An 18983-nucleotide genomic window follows, 5' to 3' on the forward strand; every position below is an offset into this window, starting at 1 on the left:
GCTCGATCGCACGGGCAAGCCGGCGCCCCCGGCCTGTTGCCACCGGCCCCGGAGCGACTCGACGAGCCCGGACCCGCTGCACCAGTGGTGAGTCGACCAGCCCGGGCCGACTGCATGAGTAATGTGCATCTGCACGACTTTCATGACGCACATTCCTCGTGCAGATGCACGATTCTCGGGCAGCTGAGAAACGGGCCGCTGCGGGCGGGGTCTGTGGGGCCGGGAAGCGCAGCAACGGGCCCCCCGAGCAGACGGAGCCGGGCCCGCCGCCAGGTCTTCGTTACCGTGAGTCCAGCCCCGCCGCCCTGCTGACCCATGCCTGTCGACGGGCCCACCCTTTTGAGGAGAACATCATGACGTCTCGCCCCACCGTCCTCGTCACCGGCGGCACGCGCGGCATCGGCCGCGCCATCTGTGACGCCCTGGCCGCCGATCACGACCTCATCATCGGCGGCGCGTCTGCCGACGCCGTGGCCGAGGCGTGTGCGCGATACGAGAACGCCCGGCCGTTCGTCGCGGATTTGGCGGACGAGGCCTCGACGACTCGAGCCGTCGAAGCTCTCGGATTGACGCGTCTCGACGGCGTCGTCCACTCCGCCGGCGTGCTCGGCAACGGCGCGCTGACGGATCTGCGTCGGGACGACTGGCGCCGCACGTTCGAGATCAACGTCGTCGCCGTCGCCGATCTGACACGGCTGCTCCTGCCCGCCCTGGAGGCGGCTCGCGGCACCGTCGTCGTCATCAACTCCGGTTCGGGGCTGACGGCGGGTGGGCCCGGCGGCGTCTACTCGGCGTCGAAATTCGCAGCCCGCGCCCTCACGGACGCGATGCGAGAGGAACTGCGCCCGATGGGGATTCGCGTCTCGTCCGTGCACCCGGGGCGGGTGGCGACGGACATGCAGGTGGAGCTCAATTCCTTCGAGGGCCGCGAGTACGACGAGGCGAACTACCTGCGGCCCGAGTCGGTCGCGAGCGCCGTCCGCCTCGCCCTCACGGCGACGCCGGACGCGAACGTCGACATGATCTCCGTCCGCCCCGGCCCGCGCTGAATCACCTGAGCGACACCATGGGCACGCGTGTCCCTGGTCAGTGCAGCACCCACTGAGAGAAGCTCCACGCGCCCCACAGCATGAGGAAGAGGCACCACGAAGTGACCAGCACCATCGTCAATCCGCACCCGATGTCTCCGGCGCGTTCACGCCAGCCGGCTGTGTAGCACTCCTGCGGGGCCCGATCCCCGTGCCATCGCCGCGGCTCGCCCGCCTCGACACGCAACTGCGCAACCTGCGGCGCCGTGGACACCATACGAACCCGTCTGGGGATGCTGCGCCACTGCGCCGCAGGCCCTCCGCGGAAGGTCCGCCACGCGGCAATTGCTTCTCGCGCCACTTCGTCGTCGCGCCCCAGGACGAAGAGCAGCGCGCCCGCCGCGGGCAGATCCCCCATCTCGAGGTGCACCTGCGCGAGCAGCGCGATGACCTCGTCGTCGGGCGACTCCACGAGATAACTCGTCAAGCGCTGACGAGCCATCCAGAGGCGGCCTTGCGCAATGTCGCCGCGGGCTCGGTCGAGGGCGGTCATGGCCCTGATGATGCCCTACCGGCGGGCCGACGCACGACCCCATTCTCAGCGCGTCATTCCACCGTCACCGACTTGGCGAGGTTGCGGGGCTTGTCGACGTCGTGCCCGAGCACAACTGCGGCCCGATAGGCAAGGATCTGCGTCGGAATGGTGAGCAGGATCGGATCCAACTCCGGCTCGTTCTTCGGCACGACTATGGATCGCACGCCCAGGTGGTCGAGTTCGACGCCGGGGTGGGTGATCGAGACGAGGGGCCCCTTGCGTGCCAGCACCTGCTCAGCTGCGGCGACATTGCGCTTGGCAAGATCGTCGCCGGGGATGATGGCGATGGTCGGCATCTGCGCGTTGATGAGCGCCAGGGGACCGTGCTTCAACTCGCTCGTCTGATACGCCTCGGCATGGACGTAGCTGATCTCCTTCAGTTTTTGTGCGCCCTCACGGGCCACAGGGAAGCCCCTGACCCTGCCGATGTAGAACGTGCTCGCCGCTTGCGCGATCTCGCCGGCTACCTCGGCGATGGCCGGCTCGTCGTCGAGGATCTGCGTGATCTGGGCCGGGATGCGTTCGAGACCCCTGAGTATGCGCTGGCCGTCGGCGAACGACAGGTCGTGCAAACGTCCGAGGTGCAGGGCGAGCATCGCGAACGCCAACCCCATGTTCGTCAGCGCCTTCGTCGACGCCACAGCAATCTCGGGGCCGGCATGCAGGTAGATGCCGCCGTCCACCTCCCGGGCGATCGTCGAGCCGACGACGTTGACCACCCCGATGACGCGGCCGCCCTTGCGCTTGATCTCACTGACGGCGAAGGCTGTGTCAGCGGTCTCCCCGCTCTGACTGACGGCGACGTACAGGGTGTCCGGTTCGATGATCGGCCGTCGGTAGCGGAACTCCGAGGCAGCTTCGGCGTCCGCCGGAATGCGTGCGAGGTCTTCAATCATCTGTGCACCCATCTGCCCGACGTAGTACGCCGAACCGCAGCCGAGGACCTTGACGCGTCGGAATCCGCGCATCTCGCGCGCGTCCAGACCGATCCCGTCGAGTCGGGCCGTTGCGAAGCGCTCATCGAGGCGCCCCCGTAGGCAGGTCTCGGCCGCGTCGGGCTGTTCGCGCATCTCCTTGAGCATGTAGTGCTCATGACCGGACAGTTCCAGGTCCTCGGCAGCCACAGAGATTTCTACGGGCGTCCTGTCCGTGGCGTTGGACGCCCGGTCGAACGTGCGGAATCCCTGGGCCGTCACCGTGGCGAGTTCGCCATCCTCGAGGTGGACGACACGGTTGGTGTGGCGCACGAGCGCCGCCACGTCACTGGCGACGAACATCTCCTTCTCCCCCACACCGATGATGAGCGGCGAGCCGCTTCGCGCGACGACGACGCGTTCGGGGTGCTGCTCGTCGATCACTGCGAGCGCGTAGGTGCCTGTGACCCGGCCGAGTGTTTCGAGGACCGCAGCTTCGAGCGTCGTGGCGTCCGAACGCGCGATCAGGTGCGCGAGCACCTCGGTGTCGGTGTCGCTGCTGAACTCAACGCCGTCCGCCTGCAACTGGGCTCGCACTGACGCAGCGTTGTCGATGATGCCGTTGTGCACGACGCTGATGCGGCCGTCGGCGCTGATGTGCGGGTGGGCATTGCGTTCCTCGGCGGGCCCGTGAGTGGCCCAGCGCGTGTGGCCGATCCCCACCTTGCCGTTCAGACGCTTGGGAAGCGAAGCCTCGAGAGCGCGAACTCGGCCCACCGTCCTCACGCGCGTGGTGCGACTGGTGCCGAGAACCGCGATTCCGGCTGAGTCGTAGCCACGATATTCGAGCCGCGTCAGTCCTTCGATGAGGAAGGGCGCCGCGGGCTGCGCTCCGATGTATCCGACGATTCCGCACATGGTGTCTCCTGTTTTCGGGTTGCTGGGGCTGATCCGGGGTCGACCGCGAACACGACGACACGGCGTCACGGCCATGGGGTGAGCTGAGCGCTCAGCCGTAGATGATGCGGCGCAGTTGCCGTTCAGTCAGTGCCGGCGCGGCGACGGCGCGTTCGGCCAACTCTGAGGCGATGACACGAAACGCCTCGGCATTCCGCGTGCCATAGAGCTGAAGCGAAGCGTGCCGACGGCGCACGTAATCCTCGACGGGCTCGCGGTACCACGCGAGCACGTCGTCGATCACGCGCGTCGCTTCGTTGGTGGGAAGCCCGGTCGTCACTGCGATTCGCTCAACGAGCTCGTCATCGGCCATGAGCCAACGATGAATCCGAGAACGGCGATTACCAAGAATCTGCCCGAAATCGGGCAACGAAGCCGTGCCGTCGGCGCTCTCAGAACCAGATCCCGCGGGCGCGCCCTTCAGCCGCGGCCAGGACCAGCTCACGTGCGACTAGGACCTGGTCGCCGTTCACCCCCACTAACACCGCTGCGAGCAAAGGCGCGCACCGCATGGCAGTCGCTCAGCGCTGGCGCGCCATTCGCCCGGTATGACAAAGCACGCCCCACTTCCATTGAAGTGGGGCGTGCTTTGTCGATCCTCACCGAGGTGGGTGTTCGGGGCTCCCGCAGGTCAGCGCATGACCACAGGCTGACGGATCAGCGCTGACGCTGCTCGCGCACCATGCGGTGCGTCAGGAGGGCGTGCTGGACGCCGTCACCCTTCGTCAGTGCGTCGGGGCTGACGGTGCCGCCGAGCGGCAGCATCGGCGTGAACGAGTAGAGCTCGCCCTCACCGAGCAGCCCCAGCTTGGTGCGCGCACCCTGGTGCGGTCCGCGCAGGTCCGCGAGGTGCGACGACGGCCCGACGAGGTGCTCGGCGAAGAACTCGTCGGCCGACTCTGCAACGACGAGGTTGGTCAGGAAGTGCGGGTCGAGGCACTGCACGCGGCCGTCCTCGTCGAGGTGGTAGACGTGGCCGAAGCTCGTGACGGCGAAGGGGATGCTCGCGACGCCGACACCGAACCACTCCTGCAGCACGGGCGTCCACACGGCGGGGTCGACGAGCTGCAGCTCCTGCTTGCCGTACCAGCCGATGCCGTGGTCGCGGTACAGCGCGAGCAGCGACTGCGGCAGCCGGTCGGCCGCGTACTCGACGAACGCGGGCCCCACGGGGGTGACGTCGCTCGGCGCGAAACGCGCGACGAAGGGCTCGATCGCGGCGGCGCCGCGCGGCGTGGCGTTCATGTTCGTGTGCTCCCTCGTCCGAGCGACGTCTCGCCCTGATTCTCCTGCGCGCCCGGCATGTGGGCGCGTCGTCGGCCATCTGCTCATAGCCTAGGCCCCCGCCCCTGCGTTGTCGCACCGAGCCCGCCTCGCCGCCGCCGGTCGCACCAGGACGTCAGGCATGGAAAAATGACCCCATGACTTCCGACACCACCCCAGCCCAGCAGACGCCGCCCGGCGCCCGCACGATGCCCGACAAGCCCACCGTCGACGGCCTCGAGGACGTCTGGGGCCAGGTATGGAAGGAACGCGGCACGTACACGTTCGACCGCGAGCGCGCCCTGCAGCTGCCGCGCGAGCAGGTCTTCGCCATCGACACTCCCCCGCCGACGGCATCGGGCAGCCTGCACGTCGGGCACGTGTTCAGCTACACCCACACCGACTGCATGGCGCGCTACCAGCGCATGCAGGGGCGCGAGGTCTTCTACCCGATCGGTTGGGACGACAACGGCCTGCCGACGGAGCGTCGCGTCCAGAACTACTACGGCGTGCGCGGCGACGCGACGAAGCCCTACATCGAGAACTACACCCCGCCACTCGAGGGCGCCGAGGGCAAGAGCGTCAAGGCCGCCGACCAGCAGCCGATCGGGCGCAAGAACTTCATCGAGCTGTGCGACGTGCTCACCGTCAAGGACGAGGAGACCTTCGAGGCACTCTTCCGCCGCCTCGGCATCAGTGTCGACTGGAACGTGCAGTACCGCACGATAGACGAGCGTTCGCGCGCCGTCGCGCAGCAGGCGTTCCTGCGCAACCTGAAGCGCGGCGAGGCCTACCAGCAGGAGGCACCGGGGCTGTGGGACGTCACGTTCCAGACGGCCGTCGCCCAGGCTGAGCTCGAGGCACGCGACTACCCGGGCGCCTATCACCGCGTCGCCTTCCACACGAGCGACGGCGAGAACGTCTACATCGAGACGACGCGCCCCGAACTGCTGCCCGCCTGCGTCGCCCTCATCGCCCACCCCGACGACGAGCGCTACCAGCCGCTGTTCGGCACGAGCGTCAAGAGCCCGCTGTTCGATGTCGAGATCCCCGTCCTCGCGCACCCGAGCGCCGAGATGGACAAGGGCGCCGGCATCGCCATGTGCTGCACCTTCGGTGACCTCACCGACGTCCAGTGGTGGCGCGAGCTGCAGCTGCCGACGCGCTCGATCATCACGCGCAACGGCCGCATCACGGGCGAGGTGCCCGAGTGGATCGCGGGCGGCCCGGGCGAGCAGCTGTTTGCCGACGAGCTCGCGACGAAGACGACGTTCACCGCACGCGAGAACGTCGTCAAGGCGCTCATCGCCTCCGGTGACCTCGACGGTGAGCCGAAGAAGACGCAGCGCAAGGCCAACTTCTTCGAGAAGGGCGACAAGCCCCTCGAGATCGTGACGAGCCGCCAGTGGTACATCCGCAACGGTGGCCGTGACAAGGATCTGCAGTCGGCGCTCGTCGCACGCGGCAACGAGATCGACTGGCACCCCGCGTTCATGCAGAGCCGCTACACGAACTGGATCGAGGGCCTCAACGGCGACTGGCTCATCAGCCGTCAGCGTTTCTTCGGCGTCCCGTTCCCGATCTGGTACCCGCTGGACGCGAACGGCGAGGCCGACTACGACCACCCAATCGTGCCCGACGAGTCCGAGCTGCCGATCGACCCGCAGGGCCAGGCGCCGAAGGGCTACGACGAGAGCCAGCGCGGCCGGGCCGACGGGTTCATCGCCGACCCCGACGTCATGGACACGTGGGCGACGTCGTCGCTCTCCCCGCAGATCGCGACGGGCTGGCCGATCGCCGACGGCACCGCGCACAAGAGCGACCCCGAGCTGTTCGACAAGATCTTCCCGATGGACATGCGCCCCCAGGGCCACGACATCATCCGCACCTGGCTGTTCGCGACGGTCGTGCGCGCCCATCACGAGAACGGCACCGTGCCGTGGAAGAACACCGCCATCTCCGGCTGGATCCTCGACCCCGACCGCAAGAAGATGTCGAAGTCGAAGGGCAATGCGCAGACACCGGAGGACGTCGTCAGGGAGTTCGGCGCCGATGCCGTGCGCTACTGGGCCGCCTCGGGCCGCCTCGGGACGGATGCCGCCTACGACACGGGCCAGATGAAGGTCGGCCGTCGCCTCGCGATGAAGGTGCTCAACGCCTCCAAGTTCGCGCTCATCACGCCTCCGGTGACGCCCGATGCCGACGCCGCACCGACGATCGAGGCGCTGCTGCCGCACGTCACGCAGCCTCTCGACGTCTCGCTGCTGACGGCCCTGCGCGACGTCGTCGAGAACGCGACGAAGAGCTTCGAGACGTGGGACTACACGCGTTCGCTCGAGTTGACGGAGACGTTCTTCTGGGCGTTCTGCGACGACTACATCGAGCTCGTCAAGGAGCGCGCCAACAACCGTGACGGTGCATTCGACGAGGCCGAGTCGGCGTCGGCGCGTGCCGCCGTCCGCATCGCGCTCGATGTCCTACTGCGCCTGTTCGCGCCGTTCCTGCCGTACGCCACCGAAGAGGTGTGGTCGTGGCAGCACGCCGAGTCGGTGCACCGCGCCACCTGGCCGACGCGCGACGAGCTCGCGTCCCTGCCCGACGGTGACCCGCTCGTCCTCACCGCCGTGTCTCAGGCTCTCGCCGGTGTGCGCCGCGCGAAGTCAGAGGCCAAGCTCGGCATGCGCGCCGAGGTGACGGCGATGACGCTCGCCGGCCCGGCGGAGGCCCTCGCCGCCGCAACCAAGGGTGAAGCCGACCTGCGCGCAGCCGGTCGCATCAGCGCCATGACGAGCGTCGAGGAGGAGACGGAGAACGGCGTCCTGCTCGTGCGCGACACCGAGCTGCTCGCTCCCCCGCCGAAGGTCAAGAACTGACGAACGACTGAGAGCCGCGACCCTGCCCGGCAGGATCGCGGCTCTCAGTGCGTCAGGACGCGCGCGTCAGGCAGCGCGACGTCGCACGATCGTCGGGGTGATGCGGTCGAGCACGACCTCGCGCGTGATGACGACCTTGTCGATGTCGTCCTCGCTCGGCACGTCGAACATGACGGGCAGCAGGACCTCTTCGAGGATGGCGCGCAACCCGCGCGCGCCGGTGCCGCGGCTCATCGCCTGCTCGGCGACGGCGTCGAGGGCGTCTGGTGTGAACTCGAGCTGCACACCGTCGATCTCGAACATGCGCTTGTACTGCTTGACGAGTGCGTTCTTCGGCTCGGTGAGGATGCTCACCATGCCCTCGCGATCGAGCGGCTCGACGGTCGTGATGACGGGCAGGCGGCCGATGAACTCGGGGATGAGACCGAACTTCATGAGGTCCTCGGGCTGCACGTCGGTCATCGACGCATCCCCACCGGCGGGCAGGTGCAGCTGCGAGCCGAAGCCGAGCCCCTTCTTGCCCTTGCGGTCCTCGATGATCTTCTCCAGGCCCGCGAACGCGCCACCGACGATGAACAGCACGTTCGTCGTGTCGATCTGGATGAACTCCTGATGCGGGTGCTTGCGCCCGCCCTGCGGCGGCACCGACGCGGCCGTCCCCTCGAGGATCTTGAGCAGCGCCTGCTGCACGCCCTCACCGGAGACGTCACGCGTGATCGACGGGTTCTCGCTCTTGCGCGCCACCTTGTCGATCTCGTCGATGTAGATGATGCCGGTCTCGGCGCGCTTGGTGTCGAAATCACTCGCCTGCAGCAGCTTGAGCAGGATGTTCTCGACGTCCTCACCGACGTAGCCGGCCTCCGTCAGGGCTGTCGCGTCGGCGATGGCGAACGGGACGTTGAGCATGCGCGCCATCGTCTGCGCGAGGTAGGTCTTGCCGCAGCCCGTGGGGCCGATGAGCAGGATGTTCGACTTCGCGATCTCGACCGGATCCTTCGAGCCCGACGCCTCGGCGGCCTGGACGCGCTTGTAGTGGTTGTAGACGGCGACGGCGAGCGAGCGCTTCGCCGCGTCCTGTCCGATGACGTACTCACGCAGGAAGTCGAAGATCTCGCGCGGCTTCGGCAGCTTCTCGAGGCCGATGTCGACCGAGTCGGTCAGCTCTTCCTCGATGATTTCGTTGCACAGGTCGATGCACTCGTCGCAGATGTAGACGCCCGGGCCGGCGATGAGCTTCTTGACCGACTTCTGGCTCTTGCCACAGAACGAGCACTTGAGCAGGTCGCCGCTCTCTCCCACGCGTGCCATCCGTCATCCCTTCGTCGAGCGACCCGCCGCGAGACGGGTGTGCGTACCCGACGACGGTAGTCGACGGGGCCCTCGCTGCCCCTCATTGAATCCCGCGTGGCGGGCGCCGGCCAAGGCTGTTCGCGCTGGGCGCAACGGACGCGGAGTCCCCGCACGCCTCGCGTCGCGAATCACTCTCAAATGGACACACGACCAACACCTGTTGTTCATTTCCAGGACACCTTGTCAGGACAACGTTTGCGCGTGCTCGAAGACCCCCCCCACGCTCTCGCCGCAGGCGCACCCGCCCGCGCCCCTCGGCCCCCCGCCGCCACGCCGCGGCCGGCCCGTCGGTGAATGGTTGACGGCGGCAGCGCTGCTGCTGCCCAACCTCGCGCTGTTGGCCGTGTTCACCTACCGACCGCTGATCGACAACATCCGGTTGTCGTTCACGGACTGGACGCTGTCGGCGCCGACGCTCAACTACATCGGTCTGCAGAACTACTCGACGTGGCTGCACGACGCCAACGCGCACCAGGTGCTGCGCAACACCGCCATCTTCACCGTCGCGACGGTCGGGTTGTCGATGATGATCGGCCTCGGGCTCGCGCTGCTGCTCGATCGTCAGCTGCGCGGTCGCAACCTCGTGCGCTCGGCGATCTTCGCGCCGTTCGTCCTGTCCGGCACCGCCGTCGGCCTCGCGTTCCAGTTCGTCTTCGACCCGCACTTCGGTCTGCTCTCCGACCTCGCGCACCGCGTCGGCCTCAGCGTCCCCGACTTCTACCAGGATCCGAACTGGGCCCTCGTCATGGTGACGCTCACGTACGTGTGGAAGAACATCGGCTACACGTTCGTCATCTACCTCGCCGCGCTGCAGGGCCGCCGCACCGACCTCGACGAGGCCGCGGAGATCGACGGCGCGTCGTCGTGGCGTCGCTTCACCAAGGTGCTGCTGCCGCAGCTGCGCCCGACGACGTTCTTCCTGTCGATCACGGTGCTGCTCAACTCGGTCCAGGTCTTCGACATCATCCAGATCATGACGCGCGGTGGCCCCCAGGGCTACGGCACGTCGACGCTCGTCTACCAGGTGTACCAGGAGACGTTCGTCAACCAGCGCGCCGGCTACGGCGCCACGATCGCGACCATCATGTTCCTCATCCTGCTCGTCGTGACGGTCGTGCAGGTGCGGGTCATGGACAAGGAGCAGAAGGCATGAGCACCGCAGCCCCGCAGGAGAACGCCGCTGCGGCCACGCCGAAGCGGTCGGGTTCCTCCCCGTTCCGACGACGCCCCCGCGAGGAGGCGCACAGCAACGAGGTCCTCGTCCACGGCGGGTTGCCGATGACGATCGCCGGTTACGCCGCGATGATCATCGCGTTCGCGATCGTCGCGATCCCGCTGTACTGGATCTTCATGACGTCGATCAAGCACCGCAGCGACATCTACACGACGCCCGCCGTCTGGTTCCCGCACTCGGTCACGGGTGAGGGTTACAAGACCGCGACGCAGTCGATCCCCTTCTGGGACTTCTTCCGCAACTCGGTCATCGTCACCGTCATCCTGTCGCTCGCCAAGATCGTCCTCGGTGTCATGAGCGCCTACGCCCTGAGCCTCATCCGCTTCCCCGGGCGCAACCTCGTGTTCATCGTCGTCATCGCGGCGCTCATGGTGCCGAACCAGATCACCGTGATCTCGAACTACGCCCTCGTCAGCCAGCTCGGCTGGCGCAACACCTTCCAGGGCATCATCCTGCCGCTGGCGGGCGTCGCGTTCGGCACGTTCCTCATGCGCAACCAGTTCCTGTCGATCCCCAGCGAGATCATCGAGGCCGCGCGCATGGACGGGGCCGGGCCGATGAAGCTGCTGCGCAAGGTCGTCATGCCGATGTCGTGGCCGACCCTCATCGCGTTCTCCATCATCACCGTCGTCAACGAGTGGAACGAGTACCTGTGGCCGTTCCTCATGTCCGACGACCAGCGCACCGGCACCCTGCCGGTCGGCCTCACCCAGTTGCAGAACAACGAGGGCATCACGGACTGGGGCCCTGTCATGGCCGCCACGATGCTCGCCATGCTCCCCGTTCTCGCCCTGTTCCTCGTCCTGCAGCGCCACATGATCAAGGGCCTCACGGCCGGCGCCGTCAAGGGCTGACCCTCTCCCCCACGCTTCACCCAGACGAAGGAAGAAACTCATGTCCACACTCTCGCGCCGCGACCTCTTCGGCCTGACGGCTGGTGCCGTCGTCACCGCAGGCCTCAGCGCCTGCGCCGGCTCCGGCGGCTCCTCCAGCGGTGGTAACAACGGCGGCGGCGACTCGAACACGATCGAGTTCTGGAGCAACCACCCCGGCAAGTCGAAGGCGACCGAGCAGAAGCTCATCGCCGAGTTCGAGAAGGCCAACCCGAACCTCAAGGTCAAGCTCGTCGACGCCGGCAAGAGCTACCCCGACGTCGCGCAGAAGTTCAACGCGGCCCTGTCCGGCGGCAGCCTGCCCGACGTCGTCATCGTCTCCGACACGACGTGGTTCAACTTCGCCCTCAACGACCGTCTGGCCGACATGTCGGCCCTGACGTCCGAGAACAAGCTCTCGACGGACGACTACGTCAAGGGCCTGTACGACGACTACAAGTACGAGGACAAGCACTACGCCCTGCCGTACTCGCGCTCGACGGTCATCTTCTACTACAACAAGGACGCCTGGAAGAAGGCCGGTCTGCCGGACCGTGCGCCGACCTCGTGGGACGAGTTCGAGCAGTGGGCGCCCAAGCTGCAGTCGGCCATGGGCTCGGGCAAGAAGGCCATCGTCTTGGACGACGGCTCCGACTACCTCGACTGGACGTTCCAGTCCATCGCGTGGAGCTACGGCGGCGGCTACTCGAAGGACTGGACGCCCACCATGGCGTCCGAGGGCACCGTCAAGGCCGCCACGAAGATCCAGGAGTGGGCCAAGAAGGGCTGGATGCAGACGTCGAAGGACAGCCAGGCCGACTTCGCCTCGGGCATCGGCGCCTGCGCCATCGAGTCGACCGGTGGCCTCGCCGGCGTCATCAAGAACGCAAGCTTCAAGGTGGGCATCGGCTTCCTGCCTGCGCCGGGCGGCATCAAGACCGTCCCGACGGGTGGCGCCGGCCTTGCGGTGCCGAAGGGCATCTCCGCCGAGCGTCAGAAGAACGCCGTGAAGTTCATCGAGTTCATGACGAACAAGGACAACACGATGACGTTCTCCCAGGCGACCGGGTACATGCCGGTGCGCACCTCCGCCATGGACGACGCGAAGGAGAAGGCGTACCTCGAGAAGAACCCCGAATACGCCGTCGCCGTCAAGCAGCTGCCGAAGGCTCGCCCGCAGGACAACGTCCGCGTGTTCCTGCCCGGCGGTGGCATCGACATCGGTACCTCGCTCGACAAGATCATCGCCGGCTCGGACGTCAAGTCGACGCTCGAGGCGCTCGACACGGCGCTGCAGGCGAAGTACGACTCCCAGATCAAGCCCAAGCTGAAGAAGTAATTCATGGCATCCGTCACCTTCGACGAGGCCACCCGCCTGCACAAGGGTGCGCCCCGTCCCTCCGTCAACAAGGTCACGCTCGACATCGCCGACGGGGAGTTCCTCGTCCTCGTCGGCCCGTCGGGCTGCGGCAAGTCGACGACGCTCCGCATGCTCGCCGGCCTCGAACCGGTCGACGAGGGCCGCATCCTCATCGACGGCCACGACCAGGCCGGCGTGCGTCCCCGTGATCGCGACGTCGCGATGGTCTTTCAAAGCTACGCGCTCTACCCGACCATGACGGCACGTCAGAACATGGCGTTCGCGCTCGAGAACGCAGGCACCTCGAAGGCGGACATCAACGCCCGCGTCGAGGAGGCGGCGAAGATCCTCGAGCTCGAGCCCCTGCTCGAGCGCAAGCCGGGCGCGATGTCGGGTGGCCAGCGTCAGCGTGTCGCCATGGGTCGCGCGATCGTGCGCCAGCCCAAGGTGTTCTGCATGGACGAGCCGCTGTCGAACCTCGACGCCAAGCTGCGCGTCTCGACGCGTGCGCAGATCGCGGCGCTGCAGCGACGCCTCGGCGTCACGACCGTCTACGTCACGCACGACCAGGTCGAGGCGATGACGATGGGTCACCGTGTCGCGGTGCTCAAGGACGGCATCTTGCAGCAGTGCGACACCCCGGAGGAGCTGTACGAACGGCCGCGCAACACGTTCGTCGCAGGCTTCATCGGTTCGCCGTCGATCAGCCTCATGGACGCCGCGCTCACCGGCGGTGACGCGACGTTCCACGGCATGCGGGTGCCGCTGTCGCGCGACATCAAGGCGACGTCGGATCGCGTGACGATCGGGGTGCGCCCCGAGGCGTTCGTCGTCGCGCAGCCCGGTGAGGCGGGTGCGCTCGAGCTCGAGGTCGAACTCGTCGAGACGCTCGGCTCGGAGGCGTTCGTCTACGGTCGCCCCGCGGGCGAGCCTGACGGCCCCCGCATCGGCACGCGCGTCGACAAGCGCGTGCGCCCGACGCAGGGTGACCGGTTCGCGGTGAAGCCCATGACCGACCACGTCCACGTCTTCGACACGGAGACCGGCGAGCGGCTGTGACACCCGGGCCGCTCCCCCACCGTGGGTGATGCCGACATGACGAATGTGCCCGCCCCTTCCACACGGAAGGAGCGGGCACGTTCGTCGTGGCGGGTCAGGCCCGGTGGGCCTGGAGCCGTCAGCTCTCCAGCGACGCCTTGCGGCTCGTCAGCACCTCGTCGATGAGGCCGTACTCCTTGGCCATCTCGGCGGTGAGGATCTTGTCGCGGTCGATGTCGGCACGCACCTGCTCGATCGAGCGGCCGGAGTGCTTCGCGAGCGTCTCCTCGAGCCACTCACGCATGCGCATGATCTCGTTGGCCTGGATCTCGACGTCGGAGGCCTGGCCGCCCGAGCCCTCCATCGCCGGCTGGTGGATGAGCACGCGCGCGTTCGGCAGCGCGTACCGCTTGCCGGGCGCGCCGGCGCCGAGCAGGACGGCGGCGGCCGAGGCAGCCTGTCCCAGGACGAACGTGTGCACGTCCGGGCGGATGTACTGCATCGTGTCGTAGATCGCCGTCAGCGCGGTGAACGAGCCACCGGGGCTGTTGATGTACATGACGATGTCGCGGTCCGGATCCTGCGACTCGAGCACGATGAGCTGCGCGATGATGTCGTCGGCCGACGCGTCGTCGACCTGGACGCCGAGGAAGATGATGCGGTCCTCGAACAGCTTCGTGTACGGGTCGAGGCGCTTCGTGCCGTACGAGGTGCGCTCTTCGAACTGGGGCAGGATGTAGCGGCTCGTCGGCATCGGCGCGGTGACGCCGCCCATCGGGTGGCCCATGGAGCTGTGGGTGTTCATGAAGGTCTCCTTCGTGGGCGAGATCAGTGGTCGGACGACTCGGAGAATGCCGCAGCGTCCCCGGTCGCGTCCTTGGTGGCGTCCTGCGAACGCTCGAAGACGTGGTCGACGAAGCCGTACTCCTTGGCCTCGGCCGCGGTGAACCAGCGGTCGCGGTCGGAGTCGGCCGAGATCTTCTCGACCGGCTGGCCCGTGTGCTCGGCGATGAGCTCGGCCATCTGCTTCTTGATATGCAGCAGCTGCTCGGCCTGCGTCTTCACGTCGGAGGCCGTGCCCTGGATGCCGCCGAGCGGCTGGTGCATCATGATGCGCGCGTGCGGCGTCGCGTAGCGCTTGCCCTTGGCGCCGGCGGACAGCAGGAACTGACCCATCGACGCGGCCAGACCCATCGCGACGGTGCACACGTCGTTCGGCACCCACTGCATCGTGTCGAAGATGGCCATGCCGGCCGTCACCGAACCACCGGGCGAGTTGATGTAGAGCCAGATGTCCTTCTCCGGGTCCTCTGCGGCGAGCAGCAGCAGCTGCGCGCAGATGGCGTTCGCATTGTCGTCGCGAACATCCGAACCGAGGAAGATGATGCGCTCCTTGAGGAGCCGGTTGTAGATCTGGTCGTCGAGGCCGGCGGCCATCTGCGGGCCTGCCATGACCACGTCCGAGGACTGGGCATTCGTCAAGGGATCACTCCGTTCCGAATCTGCCACCCCGAGCGGGTGACATCACGCTTGAACTCTTCACTGACCCTAACGCGCGGGCCCGAGCGTTTCGTCCCCGTCTCGGGGCTTGTTCGCCGTCAGCGCAAGGCTCGACGTTCGCCTGGGCCCGGACGCGACGAAGGGCCGCCCGATTGCTCGCGCGGCCCTCGTCTCAGACGTCAGTGACGACTCACTCGCCGTCGACAGCCTTCTTGGCCGTCTTCTTCGCAGCGGTCTTCTTGGCGGCGGTCTTCGTCGCCGTCTTCTTCGCAGCCGTCTTCTTGGCGGCTGCCTTCTTGGCCGGCTTCTCCGCGGCCTCAGCGGAGTCGGCGTCAGCGGCCTCGGCAGGGGCGGCGACCTTCTTCGTTGCCGTCTTCTTCGACGCGGCCTTCTTGGTCGTCGTCTTCTTCGCGGCAGCCTTCTTGGCGGGCTTGTCCGCAGCGTCGGCGTCGGCGTCCTCGGAGGCGACCGGAGTGGCGTTCTCACCGTCGGCGGCGTCGGCGGCCTGCGCCTCGTCCTCGTCATCGCCGGTGTCGACGGCGGCGTTCAGGTCGACGACGTTGCCCGCCGTGTCCTTGACCGTGGCGGACTCGAGAACGGTGGCGAGCGCCTTGCGGCGAGCGACCTCACCCATGATGGCGGGCACCTGGCCCTGCGCGTCGAGCGCCTGCGCGAACGTGTTCGGGTCCATGCCGTACTGCTGCGCCGACATGATGAGGTACTCGATCAGCTCGTCCTGGCCGACCTGGATCTCGTGCTTCTCGACGATCTCGTCGAGCAGGAGCTGCGTCGCGACCTGCTGACGCGTCGATTCGGTGACCTCGGCGCGGTGCTCGTCATCGTCGAGACGGTTCTCGCCCTCGAGGTGGTTCGTCACCTCTTCGGTGACGATGGACTCGGGCACCGGGATGTCGAGCTGCTCGAGGAGGACCTCGAGGACCTTGTCGCGGGCCTGGACGCCCTGCTCGAAGCGCTTGGTGCGCTCGACCTCGCCGCGCAGGTCGGCCTTGAGCTCGTCGATCGTGTCGAACGACGACGCCAGCTGGGCGAACTCGTCGTCGAGCTCGGGCAGCTCACGGACCTTGACCGACTCGACCTTGACGGTGCACTCGGCGTTCTCGCCCTCGTGCTCACCCCCGGCGAGCGGCGAGGTGAACGTCGTCTCCTCGCCGGCCTTGAGGCCCGTCAGCGCCTCGTCGAGACCGTCGAGCATCGTGCCCGAGCCGATCTCGTAGGAGACACCGGAGACGGCGTCGATCTCGTTGCCGTCGATCGTGGCCGACAGGTCGATCGTGACGAAGTCGCCCTTCTTGGCCTTGCGCTCGACCGACTCGAGCGTGCCGAAACGCTCGCGCAGCTCGGCGATGCGCTCGTCGATGTCGGCGTCGGAGACCTCGATCGGCTCGACCTCGACCTCGAGCGTGTCGAACGCCGGGAGCGTGATCTCGGGGCGGATGTCGACCTCGGCGGTGAAGCTCAGGCCCGCGCCGTCCTCGAGCGGGAACTCGGTGATGTCGACCTCGGGCTGGCCGAGGACCTTGACGTCGTTCTCGACGATCGCGTTCGTGTACAGCTCCGGAAGCGCCTCGTTGACGGCTTCCTGGATGACGGCCGCGCGGCCGAAACGCTGCTCGATGAGCTTCGCGGGAACCTTGCCCTTGCGGAAACCGGGGATCTGAACCTGCGAGCCGATGGTCGTGTAGGCCTTCTCGATGCTCGGCTTCAGTTCATCGGCCGTGACGTCAACGGTGAGCTTGACCCGGGTCGGGGTGAGGTTTTCGACAGCGCTCTTCATCAGCGGTGCACTCCAGTCGATCGGTGATGGTGGGCGCGCCCGCACCGGCCGGCCGATCGTCGGCCCTGCCTGCGGCGCGGCGCGCTCCTCTTACTCGTCGTTCATGCTAACGGTCGGGGTGACAGGATTCGAACCTGCGGCCTTCCGCTCCCAAAGCGGACGCGCTACCAAGCTGCGCCACACCCCGTCAGCCCCCGCTCGCCGGAGGCGAGGCGGGCCGCTCCGCGCGAGCCGTCCTGCTGCGATCGCGCCGGGGCGCGCTCTCGCAAGACGAACGGCGGCCCCCGCGGGAGCCGCCGTCGCGGTGCTGGAGCGGGCGACGAGAATCGAACTCGCGTGATCAGTTTGGAAGACTGAGGCTCTACCATTGAGCTACGCCCGCATGTTTCTCGGACACATTACCCGAACACGCCGTGACGCCCCAATCCGCGGGGGCTGGCCTGGCCCGCCGCCGTCGCCCCAGTGCTCGCGCGAAGCGCCGCCGACGGTCGTCTTGACCACCGAGACGTTCGCCCACGAACGACGCACGCGGTCTCGACGCGGCCGCAGCGTATGTGCTTCGGTGGATACAAATCCGGTTCGCCGGAGCACTTCCATTCGCAGGAGGCACATCATGGGTATTTTCGACAGCGCCAAGGACAAGGCCAGCGAGTTCGCCCAGGACAACCCCGACAAGCTCGACCAGGGCGTGGAGAAGGCCGGCGACTTCGCCGACGACAAGACGGGCGGCCAGCGCGCCGACCAGATCGACAAGGGCCAGGACTTCGCGAACGAGAAACTCGACGGCGCCTTCGGCGGCGAGTGATCTGCCTCCGTTGAACGCTGACGGCGCCGCTCCCCGATGGGGGCGGCGCCGTTCGTGGTTCAAGCAGGATAGGCCGATCGGGCAGATGCGCTCGCTCAGAAGGGCGCGCTCACTCAGACGGACGCGGTTCCGCGCGCGTGGCGCGATTCGGACGACTCAGGCACGGGCCGCCAGATGACGACGACGGAGCGGTCGTCCTGCCCCCCGGTGCGCGCCGAGGCCTCGCAGATGCGCTGGGCCGCCCCCTCCGGGCCAGTGCCGATGGCGTGCTGCGCGAGGCCGAGCATCTGCTGCGTCCCGGCCGCGAGGTCGCCGTCAGGGCCTTCGACGACGCCGTCCGTGTAGAGGAGCAGGACATCGCCGGGCTCGAGCACCCCGCCTGCGCGCGCGTAGTCCTGCGGCCCCTGATCGAACAACCCGAGCAGCAGACCGGCCGCGCCGGTGATCATCTCCCAGCGGCGCGTGCCTGCGTGATAGTGCGCGGCGCTCGGGTGACCGGCCGTACCGACGCAGTACTGGCCGTCCTCGACGTTGATCGAGACGTGGATGGCGGAGGCGAACCCGTCGCGCCAGCCCTGGCGGATGAGGTAGCGGTTCGCGCCGGGAAGGAAATCCTCCGGGCGCGTCTCCCCCAGCAACCCTGCGAGGGCGCCGGAGAGCAGCAGCGCACGCATCCCCGCCGACGGGCCGTGCCCGGAGACGTCGGTGAGGGCGAGGTGCAGGTGGTCGTCGCGTCGGGCGGCGACGACGAAGTCACCGCTGAATGCATCCCCGCGTGAGGGCATGACACAGTGCTCGACGCGCATTCCGTCCGGCATCTCGGGTGGCAGGGCCTGGGTGTCGAGCCGCTGGCGCAGATCCTTGAGCATGCTCGAGCCCACCGAGAGCGGCACACCCATCGTGAAGCGCTGACGGTTCGCGAACGCGACGATGCCGACGATGAGGGCGAGAGCCACCGCGACGGACCACTGCGTCGGCGCGTCGGACCAGGTGATCGCGGCCGTCGTCACGTAGCCCGTCAGGACGATGGCGATGGCGAGCGCCAGGCGACGCCCCGACAACAGGAACGCTGCGGCGACGATGAGCGGGATGAAGACCGCATGCGACATCGTCGGCGTGAGCGCGATGGCGGCCGCACAGACGATCGCGGTGAGCAGCGCGAACGCGACGACGACGCTGTGCGGCTTGGAGATCGGAGTGGCCACGGCACGCTGCACCGACTGACGCAGGCGCGTCTGTTCGCGTTGAGCCTCCAGAACCACGCGCGCCAGCCTATAGGGGTTGCCTCACGCGCACCAGGGGTGGTGGAGCATGCACCTGCGTGGGTGACAGGCTCCACCGACCCGGGCCGACGGCCCGTCACGCGGCGAGAAGATCGCGCCGGGCGGGCCGTTCGAAG

16 protein-coding genes and 2 tRNA genes are annotated in these 18983 nt (G+C 67.7%); 7 read left to right on the plus strand and 11 right to left on the minus strand.

From position 1 onward, the window contains the following. The first annotated feature begins 353 nt into the window (after positions 1-353). Positions 354-1049 carry an SDR family oxidoreductase gene (locus NQ706_RS01145; protein ID WP_038567570.1) on the plus strand — a complete coding sequence of 232 codons (696 nt, stop codon included), beginning with the start codon at positions 354-356 and terminating at the stop codon, positions 1047-1049. A gap of 37 nt (positions 1050-1086) precedes the next feature. Here the strand turns inward: NQ706_RS01145 and NQ706_RS01150 are convergent, their stop codons facing one another. The 4 genes from NQ706_RS01150 to NQ706_RS01165 all read right to left on the minus strand — a co-directional run bounded on the left by NQ706_RS01150 (position 1087) and on the right by NQ706_RS01165 (position 4739). Then, positions 1087-1581, minus strand: coding sequence for a DUF6584 family protein (locus tag NQ706_RS01150; RefSeq protein WP_038567567.1), 495 nt, complete (start codon positions 1579-1581; stop codon positions 1087-1089). 53 nt (positions 1582-1634) lie between these two features. Next, complete coding sequence (gene glmS, locus NQ706_RS01155) at positions 1635-3455, minus strand: glutamine--fructose-6-phosphate transaminase (isomerizing) (protein WP_038567564.1); 1821 nt, start codon at positions 3453-3455, stop codon at positions 1635-1637. Positions 3456-3546: 91 nt separating this feature from the next. Next, positions 3547-3807, minus strand: a complete 261-nt coding sequence (locus NQ706_RS01160) for a hypothetical protein (protein WP_038567561.1) — start codon at positions 3805-3807, stop codon at positions 3547-3549. A 344-nt stretch (positions 3808-4151) separates the two neighbouring features. After that, positions 4152-4739: a GAD-like domain-containing protein gene (locus NQ706_RS01165; RefSeq protein ID WP_006944396.1), complete on the minus strand. Its 588-nt coding sequence runs from the start codon at positions 4737-4739 to the stop codon at positions 4152-4154. 176 nt (positions 4740-4915) lie between these two features. On the opposite strand from NQ706_RS01165, the gene valS reads away from it, so the two are divergent. Continuing rightward, positions 4916-7630, plus strand: a complete 2715-nt coding sequence (valS, locus tag NQ706_RS01170; RefSeq protein WP_038567557.1) for a valine--tRNA ligase — start codon at positions 4916-4918, stop codon at positions 7628-7630. 66 nt (positions 7631-7696) lie between these two features. On the opposite strand, the gene clpX is transcribed toward valS, so the two are convergent. Continuing rightward, positions 7697-8938 (minus strand): ATP-dependent Clp protease ATP-binding subunit ClpX, encoded by a 1242-nt coding sequence (gene clpX, locus NQ706_RS01175; RefSeq protein ID WP_038567554.1) that lies wholly within the window; start codon positions 8936-8938, stop codon positions 7697-7699. A gap of 340 nt (positions 8939-9278) precedes the next feature. Between clpX and NQ706_RS01180 the strand changes: the two genes are divergently transcribed. From NQ706_RS01180 to NQ706_RS01195, 4 genes are read left to right on the plus strand one after another with little or no spacing between them, the layout of a single operon-like run. Further along, positions 9279-10133: a carbohydrate ABC transporter permease gene (locus NQ706_RS01180; RefSeq protein ID WP_050786462.1), complete on the plus strand. Its 855-nt coding sequence runs from the start codon at positions 9279-9281 to the stop codon at positions 10131-10133. Then, positions 10130-11068, plus strand: a complete 939-nt coding sequence (locus NQ706_RS01185) for a carbohydrate ABC transporter permease (protein ID WP_038567551.1) — start codon at positions 10130-10132, stop codon at positions 11066-11068. Before NQ706_RS01180 ends, NQ706_RS01185 begins: the two co-directional genes overlap by 4 nt. 40 nt (positions 11069-11108) lie before the next feature. Then, positions 11109-12425: an ABC transporter substrate-binding protein gene (locus tag NQ706_RS01190; protein ID WP_038567547.1), complete on the plus strand. Its 1317-nt coding sequence runs from the start codon at positions 11109-11111 to the stop codon at positions 12423-12425. A 3-nt stretch (positions 12426-12428) separates the two neighbouring features. After that, complete coding sequence (locus NQ706_RS01195; RefSeq protein ID WP_038567545.1) at positions 12429-13505, plus strand: ABC transporter ATP-binding protein; 1077 nt, start codon at positions 12429-12431, stop codon at positions 13503-13505. A gap of 118 nt (positions 13506-13623) precedes the next feature. Here NQ706_RS01195 and NQ706_RS01200 read toward each other — a convergent pair whose 3' ends face one another. The 5 genes from NQ706_RS01200 to NQ706_RS01220 all read right to left on the minus strand — a co-directional run bounded on the left by NQ706_RS01200 (position 13624) and on the right by NQ706_RS01220 (position 17161). Continuing rightward, entirely contained in the window at positions 13624-14289 is a 666-nt protein-coding gene (locus NQ706_RS01200) for an ATP-dependent Clp protease proteolytic subunit (protein ID WP_006944395.1), read from the minus strand. 23 nt (positions 14290-14312) lie between these two features. Further along, positions 14313-14936 carry an ATP-dependent Clp protease proteolytic subunit gene (locus NQ706_RS01205; RefSeq protein WP_038567538.1) on the minus strand — a complete coding sequence of 208 codons (624 nt, stop codon included), beginning with the start codon at positions 14934-14936 and terminating at the stop codon, positions 14313-14315. Between the two features lie 238 nt (positions 14937-15174). Continuing rightward, complete coding sequence (gene tig, locus NQ706_RS01210; RefSeq protein ID WP_200874244.1) at positions 15175-16779, minus strand: trigger factor; 1605 nt, start codon at positions 16777-16779, stop codon at positions 15175-15177. A 113-nt stretch (positions 16780-16892) separates the two neighbouring features. Next, a tRNA-Pro gene (locus tag NQ706_RS01215) sits at positions 16893-16966 on the minus strand. Positions 16967-17087: 121 nt separating this feature from the next. Further along, positions 17088-17161: transfer RNA gene (locus tag NQ706_RS01220), tRNA-Gly, on the minus strand. Positions 17162-17392: 231 nt separating this feature from the next. On the opposite strand from NQ706_RS01220, the gene NQ706_RS01225 reads away from it, so the two are divergent. Continuing rightward, complete coding sequence (locus tag NQ706_RS01225) at positions 17393-17584, plus strand: antitoxin (protein WP_038567535.1); 192 nt, start codon at positions 17393-17395, stop codon at positions 17582-17584. A gap of 113 nt (positions 17585-17697) precedes the next feature. Here the strand turns inward: NQ706_RS01225 and NQ706_RS01230 are convergent, their stop codons facing one another. Next, positions 17698-18846 (minus strand): PP2C family protein-serine/threonine phosphatase, encoded by a 1149-nt coding sequence (locus NQ706_RS01230; RefSeq protein ID WP_051805756.1) that lies wholly within the window; start codon positions 18844-18846, stop codon positions 17698-17700. Between the last annotated feature and the right edge of the window lie 137 nt (positions 18847-18983).

It is taken from the genome of Dermacoccus sp. BD5, assembly GCF_044878485.1.
Taxonomy (GTDB): domain Bacteria; phylum Actinomycetota; class Actinomycetes; order Actinomycetales; family Dermatophilaceae; genus Dermacoccus; species Dermacoccus nishinomiyaensis.

What these genes read in the sequence shown, in the direction of transcription:
- NQ706_RS01195 (WP_038567545.1), top strand. Translation starts at nt 12,429, where the DNA reads ATGGCATCCGTCACCTTCGACGAGGCCACCCGCCTGCACAAGGGTGCG.
- NQ706_RS01165 (WP_006944396.1), bottom strand. Translation starts at nt 4,739, where the DNA reads ATGAACGCCACGCCGCGCGGCGCCGCCGCGATCGAGCCCTTCGTCGCG.
- NQ706_RS01225 (WP_038567535.1), top strand. Translation starts at nt 17,393, where the DNA reads ATGGGTATTTTCGACAGCGCCAAGGACAAGGCCAGCGAGTTCGCCCAG.
- NQ706_RS01160 (WP_038567561.1), bottom strand. Translation starts at nt 3,807, where the DNA reads ATGGCCGATGACGAGCTCGTTGAGCGAATCGCAGTGACGACCGGGCTT.
- NQ706_RS01200 (WP_006944395.1), bottom strand. Translation starts at nt 14,289, where the DNA reads ATGAACACCCACAGCTCCATGGGCCACCCGATGGGCGGCGTCACCGCG.
- glmS (WP_038567564.1), bottom strand. Translation starts at nt 3,455, where the DNA reads ATGTGCGGAATCGTCGGATACATCGGAGCGCAGCCCGCGGCGCCCTTC.
- NQ706_RS01185 (WP_038567551.1), top strand. Translation starts at nt 10,130, where the DNA reads ATGAGCACCGCAGCCCCGCAGGAGAACGCCGCTGCGGCCACGCCGAAG.
- NQ706_RS01145 (WP_038567570.1), top strand. Translation starts at nt 354, where the DNA reads ATGACGTCTCGCCCCACCGTCCTCGTCACCGGCGGCACGCGCGGCATC.
- NQ706_RS01190 (WP_038567547.1), top strand. Translation starts at nt 11,109, where the DNA reads ATGTCCACACTCTCGCGCCGCGACCTCTTCGGCCTGACGGCTGGTGCC.
- clpX (WP_038567554.1), bottom strand. Translation starts at nt 8,938, where the DNA reads ATGGCACGCGTGGGAGAGAGCGGCGACCTGCTCAAGTGCTCGTTCTGT.
- valS (WP_038567557.1), top strand. Translation starts at nt 4,916, where the DNA reads ATGACTTCCGACACCACCCCAGCCCAGCAGACGCCGCCCGGCGCCCGC.
- tig (WP_200874244.1), bottom strand. Translation starts at nt 16,779, where the DNA reads ATGAAGAGCGCTGTCGAAAACCTCACCCCGACCCGGGTCAAGCTCACC.
- NQ706_RS01205 (WP_038567538.1), bottom strand. Translation starts at nt 14,936, where the DNA reads ATGGCAGGCCCGCAGATGGCCGCCGGCCTCGACGACCAGATCTACAAC.
- NQ706_RS01150 (WP_038567567.1), bottom strand. Translation starts at nt 1,581, where the DNA reads ATGACCGCCCTCGACCGAGCCCGCGGCGACATTGCGCAAGGCCGCCTC.